Here is a 5402-nt window from a genome sequence, read left to right on the forward strand (position 1 = left end):
CCGAGGTAAGACCTGCGTATTTCGGGGTCCCTGGCAAGGTCAGGACCGGGGCCGCTTTTGACGAAAAGGCCCGCCTCGAGGATATACCCCCTGTCGCTTATCTCGAGGGCCTGGGTCGCGTTCTGTTCCACCATGAGCACCGTCACTCCCTCGTCCCTGATCCGGGCGACGGTCTCCATGACGGCGTCCACCAGGAGAGGAGCCAGGCCCAGGGTCGGCTCGTCCAGCAGCAGGATCTGCGGGTCGCTCATGAGGGCCCTGGAGATGGCCAGCATCTGCTGCTCACCCCCGGAGAGGGTGCCCGAGCGCTGGGAGAGCCTCTCCCGCAGGATCGGGAAGAGTTCGAAGCATCTTTCCATCTCCGCCTCGACGTCCTCGCCGTCCCTCCTGCGGTAAGCCCCCATGACGAGGTTCTCCCGGACCGTCAGCGTCGAAAAAAGCCGTCTCCTCTCAGGGACCAGCGCGAGGCCCAGGGCCACCACCTCGTGGGGTTTCGACGGCATGGAGTTCCCCTTGATCGTGATTCTGCCCCCGGAGGGGGGGACGACCCCCGCCAGGGTCCACATGATGGTGGATTTACCGGCCCCGTTGGAGCCCACGATGGAGACGATCTCCCCCTCCTCCACCGGGAAGGAGACACCCTGGACGGCGTGAATGGTGCCGTAATGAACGTGGAGATCCTCGACGAGCAGCGCCTTCGTCCTCATCGCCGGCCCTTTTCCTTTCCGAGGTAGGCCGCCACCACGGCAGGGTCGGCCCTAACCTCGTCGGGCGTCCCCGTGGCAAGAAGGGCCCCGAAGTTCATGACCACGATGGGGGAGCAGATATTCATCACCAAGTCCATGTGGTGCTCTATGAGGAGGATGGTCACCCTGAACCTCTCCCTGACCTCGGCGATGAGGTCGGCCAGGCCCCGGGTCTCCTCGGGGTTCATCCCGGCCGCCGGTTCGTCCAGGAGAAGGAGCGAGGGTTCCGTCGCCAGCGCCCTGGCGATCTCGAGTTTTCTCTGGAACCCATAGGGAAGGTTGTCGGCCTGGGTCGACGCGAACCTTGCTAGTCCCAGCACCTCCAGGAGCCCCAGGGCCTTCTCGCGGAGGTCCCTTTCCAGGCGTTTCGTCCCCGGCGTCCCCAGGAGGGAGCCCAGGAAGCTGCACTCCTCGCGCTGGAAGAGGGGCGTCAGGACATTGTCGAGGCAGCTTCTCCTGTTGAAGAGGCGGATATTCTGGAAGGTCCTGGCTATCCCCTTGCGGACCACCTTGTCGGGCCTCAACCCCGTAATGACCTCGCCGCGTAAAAGGACCGAGCCGGCCGTGGGACGGTAGAGGCCGGTAACTATGTTGAAGACCGTGGTCTTGCCGGCCCCGTTGGGACCTATGATGCCCGTAATGCTCCCCTCGGCCACGTCGAAGGAGAAGGAGTCCACGGCCCTTATGCCGTCGAAGTGCTTCGTGAGGCCCCGGACCGAGAAAAGAGGTCCCGCCGAGGAAGTCATGGCCGCCTCCCCGTCGTTTCCGGCGTTCTTTTCTTCCACAACGAGGAGAGCTCGCAGTACCCCATGAGGCCCTGGGGGCGGTAGACCATGATCAGGACCAGGAGCAACCCGTAGGCCACGAGCCGCCACATCTGGGCCACCCTGAGAGCCTCGGGCAGGGCGATGAAGACGAAGGAGGCGATCAGTGGCCCGGTGATGCTCCCCATCCCGCCGGCGATAACCGCCGCCAGGAGCTGGGTCGACTGGATGAGGGTGAACATCACCGGCTGGATGAAGGAGAGGAAGTGGGCCAAAAGCCCCCCGGAGAGGCCGCAGTAAACGGCGCTGACCACCAGGGAAAGCAGGCGGGTACGGAAGAGGCGCACGCCGGACATCTCGGCCGCAACGGGGTCCTCCCGAACCGCAACGCAGGCCACGCCCCACCGGGACCGCAGGAAGTTGCGCGCGACGATCACACCGCCGGCCAGGCAAAGGATCACGATCGGGAGGGTGGTGAAACTGTCGATCCCGGGGAGACCCCGGGCGCCGTTGGTGATATCCAGGTTCTCGAGGATGACCCTCAGGGCCTCGCCGAAACCGAGGATGGCTATGGCGAAGTAGTCGCTCCTCAATTTCGCCCGCAGGGTGGGAATTCCGATGACGAGGCTCACCACCCCCGCCGCGGCGGCCCCAGCCGCCAGGGCCAGCGGAAAGGGCACGGAATAGTAGTAGGTCAAAACGGCGGAAGCGTAGGCACCGACGCCCACGAAGGCGGCGTGGCCGAAGGAGAACAGCCCCGTAAAACCCGTGAATATGGAGAGGCCCAGTACGGCTATCATGTTTATGCAGGCCAGCACGACGATGGAAAGTATGTAGTCCATGGCTAGACCTTATCCTCGCTGTCGATGCCCATAAGGCCGTTGGGCCTCCAGACCAGGAAGGCTATAAGCAGCGTGAAGCTGAAAACATCCCTCAGGACGCTCGATACATAGGTGGATACGAAGGTTTCCACCATCCCGAGGATGAGCCCCCCCGCCAGTGCTCCCGGGAGGCTCCCCAGCCCCCCGATGACGGCGGCGATGTAAGCCTTGTTGGTCACCCAACCCATGGTGGGATAGACCAGGTACTTTATCCCCAGGAACACCCCCGCCACCCCGGCGAAGGCCCCCGCGAGAAGGAAGACTATCGCGATGAGCCTGTCGAGGTCCACCCCCATGAGGGAGCACATGGTCATGTCGCAGACACCGGCACGGATGGCGATGCCCGTCCGGGTCCGGCTGATGAAAAGGTGCAGCCCCAGGATCGCCAGGAGCGCGAAAAGGAAGGCCCCAACATCAAGGAGGCTGACGCTGCTGCCCCAAAGGGTCACCACCTGCCTCCCGAAGAATTCCGGAAAGGCGTAGAAGCGGGAGCCTATGGTGGCGTAGACCAGGTTCTCCAGGAAGACAGCGCACCCCATGGCGCTGATCATCAGGTAAAGGGACGGCGCCTTGCGCCTTCTAAGGCTCGAGTAGGCGAGCTTCTCGTTCAGCACGGCAATGATGCCCGCCCCGGCGACGCTGCCGGCCAGGACGAGGCCGAAGCCCAGGCTCAGCTTCGCGGCCAGGGCGAGCCCCACATAGGCGCCCAGCATTATTACAGCACCGTGGGCGAAGTTGCTGAAGTTCAGCACGCTGAAGACCAGCGAATAGCCGACGGCCATCAGGGCGTAGATGCCGCCGATGGAAAGACCTGTTATGAGCGTCTGTAGGAACACTTGCTTTTCACGCCACCCTTTTTGCCGACTAATCCACCGAGACGTATTTCTTGACGAACTTGAAGGTCCTGTTCGTCACGTCCACCTGCTGGATGACGGCAGGTTTGTCCAAGGGGTTGTGGTCTTCGGGGCTGATCGTCAGGACGCCGCTGGTGACCTTGATATCCTTGAGGTTCGCCAGGGCTCCGGCGATCTTCGCGCCATCGGTGCTCTTGGTCGCCTTTATAGCCTCTGCGATCATAATCAGTGCGTCCTGCGCCATGACCGGGTTGGGGAGAACGGGATCTTCCCCAAAGGCGGCCCTGTATTCGGCGACGAAATCCTGGATATCGGGGTCAGCCAGGTCCGTCAGGTTGACGAAGTAGCCGCCGTCGATGGCGCTCCCGCCGAGGTCGATAAGGTCGGGGCTGCCCCAGTTGTCGGTGCCGAGGAGCGTGGCTTTTATGCCTATGTCCCTGGCCTGCTTGGCGGCCATGGCGGCCTCCTTCTGGCTCGTGGGGATGAAAATGACGTCGGGGGCGAGTTCCTTGATCTTCCCAAGCTGGGCCCGGTAGTCGAGCTCTTCGGTGCGGAAGGCCTCCTTGGCCACGATGGCACCGCCCTTGTCGGTGAAGGCTTCCTCGAAGTACTTCGCGAGCCATTGGCCGTAGTCGGAACCCACGTCGTAAAGGATGGCGCCCTTTTCAGCCCCCAGGTCGGTGATGGCGAATCGCGCCGCCACGGTCCCCTGGAAGGGGTCGATGAAGCAGGGACGAAAGGCGAAGGGTCTGACATTGTCGGTCTTCTGGTCAATCGTCACGTAGGGGTTCGTGGCCGTGGTAACCACCATGGGGATGCCGGCCTTCTCGAGCACCGGCGCGGTGGCGATGGAGTTGCCGCTCTGGGCGGGGCCGATGACGGCCACGACGCCGTCGGAGACGAGCCGCCTGGCGACGTTGACCGACTCCACGGCGTCATTGCGATTATCGTAGCGGACGAACTCGACCTTTTTTCCAAGAACCCCGCCCGCTTCGTTGATCTTCTTAACCAGCATGTCGAGGGCCCTGGCCTCGGACTGCCCCCACATGGAGGCGCCCCCCGTCAGTGAAACGGTATGCCCTATCTTTATCACGTCGGCGGCGAGGGCCGAACCGGCGAGGGCGAGCAGTAAAAGCGCTGCCAGAAGTGCTGCGGTCCTTCTCATCTCTTTTTCCCTCCTTGGGAATTAACCCGGGTTCCCGGCGATATCCGAACCGGGGGTCTTACAGGCGGTTTCCATCTTTGGGACTCGTCACTCCCCGTCGGCCACCCCCCCTGCGTCCCTGGACAATTTAACTTTCCGGGGTGATCGCTTACTGTCCCTGGAACCGCCGGGAAGGTCCTTCACGTGGTCCTTCCAGTAAGTGCGTACGTCCCTGATGATATTGTCGATGTGCCTCGTCATGGCGACCTCGGCAGCACCGGGGTCCCCGGCGGCGATGGCGTCGAAAACCGCCTCGTGGTCCGCCCCGACCCGGCTTCCCACCTTTGTCCTGATGTACTCGAAGAAGGAGGCTCCTTCGCCGCTCCTGCGGATGATCTCAATGGCCGACTGGAGGACCTTGTTGCCCGAGATACGGGCCACTTCCTCGTGGAACTCTCCATCGGTGGAGGCCATCGGCTCGCCCCTGGCCAAGAGGGCATTCTGCCTGTCCAGGATATCCCTCAGGGCCGCCACGTCCCCCTTGGTCCTGAGCCTGGCCGCCAGGGCTGCCATCTCGCGCTCGATGGCCCTCCGGGCCACCAGGATTTCCAGGAGCATCTCCCTCTCGCGGGACTTCACAGCCTCGAGAAAGGCCCCGGTGGAGACCACCTGTTCCCGCTCGGAGAGGAGCAACGAAAGCCGCTCCTCTCCGACGGGCGTGAGAAGCCGACCCTGGAAACCGACCCTGGTGGTGAAACCCTGACTGTCCAGTTCGCGCAACAGGCGTCCCACCGAAGCTTCGCTGAGATCCATACCGTTCTTCGCCAACTCCTCCCGGATCGAACCCGCCCCAAGGGGTTCCTCCGAGACGGAGAGGAGGTGAAGAACGAAGTACTCCTGTTCAACATTCTCCTGTGCCATTAATCCTCCGGGAAGTGCCGCTCATCACTGATGATCGGCAACGTTCCCACCAGTTTATCCCTATCTCCTGTTTTGTCAAAGGCTTGGGGTCA

6 protein-coding genes are annotated in these 5402 nt (G+C 62.9%); all 6 read right to left on the reverse strand.

Annotation, left to right across the window (positions count from 1 at the left end):
- Positions 1 to 707 (reverse strand): ABC transporter ATP-binding protein (locus GX108_03455; GenBank protein NLO56100.1); only part of this gene is annotated, 707 nt, incomplete at its 3' end.
- Entirely contained in the window at positions 704 to 1492 is a 789-nt protein-coding gene (locus GX108_03460; GenBank protein ID NLO56101.1) for an ABC transporter ATP-binding protein, read from the reverse strand. The genes GX108_03460 and GX108_03455, both read right to left, overlap by 4 nt.
- Positions 1489 to 2352 carry a branched-chain amino acid ABC transporter permease gene (locus GX108_03465; GenBank protein NLO56102.1) on the reverse strand — a complete coding sequence of 288 codons (864 nt, stop codon included), beginning with the start codon at positions 2350 to 2352 and terminating at the stop codon, positions 1489 to 1491. Before GX108_03465 ends, GX108_03460 begins: the two co-directional genes overlap by 4 nt.
- Before the next feature lie 2 nt (positions 2353 to 2354).
- Complete coding sequence (locus GX108_03470) at positions 2355 to 3227, reverse strand: branched-chain amino acid ABC transporter permease (protein ID NLO56103.1); 873 nt, start codon at positions 3225 to 3227, stop codon at positions 2355 to 2357.
- 28 nt (positions 3228 to 3255) lie between these two features.
- Positions 3256 to 4410, reverse strand: a complete 1155-nt coding sequence (locus GX108_03475; GenBank protein ID NLO56104.1) for an ABC transporter substrate-binding protein — start codon at positions 4408 to 4410, stop codon at positions 3256 to 3258.
- Between the two features lie 87 nt (positions 4411 to 4497).
- Positions 4498 to 5310, reverse strand: coding sequence for an FCD domain-containing protein (locus GX108_03480; GenBank protein ID NLO56105.1), 813 nt, complete (start codon positions 5308 to 5310; stop codon positions 4498 to 4500).
- Positions 5311 to 5402: the final 92 nt, after the last annotated feature.

This window comes from Thermovirga sp., from assembly GCA_012523215.1.
Taxonomy (GTDB): domain Bacteria; phylum Synergistota; class Synergistia; order Synergistales; family Thermovirgaceae; genus 58-81.

Coding starts and splice junctions, on each gene's coding strand:
- GX108_03475 (NLO56104.1), bottom strand. CDS start 4,410: ATGAGAAGGACCGCAGCACTTCTGGCAGCGCTTTTACTGCTCGCCCTC.
- GX108_03460 (NLO56101.1), bottom strand. CDS start 1,492: ATGACTTCCTCGGCGGGACCTCTTTTCTCGGTCCGGGGCCTCACGAAG.
- GX108_03480 (NLO56105.1), bottom strand. CDS start 5,310: ATGGCACAGGAGAATGTTGAACAGGAGTACTTCGTTCTTCACCTCCTC.
- GX108_03465 (NLO56102.1), bottom strand. CDS start 2,352: ATGGACTACATACTTTCCATCGTCGTGCTGGCCTGCATAAACATGATA.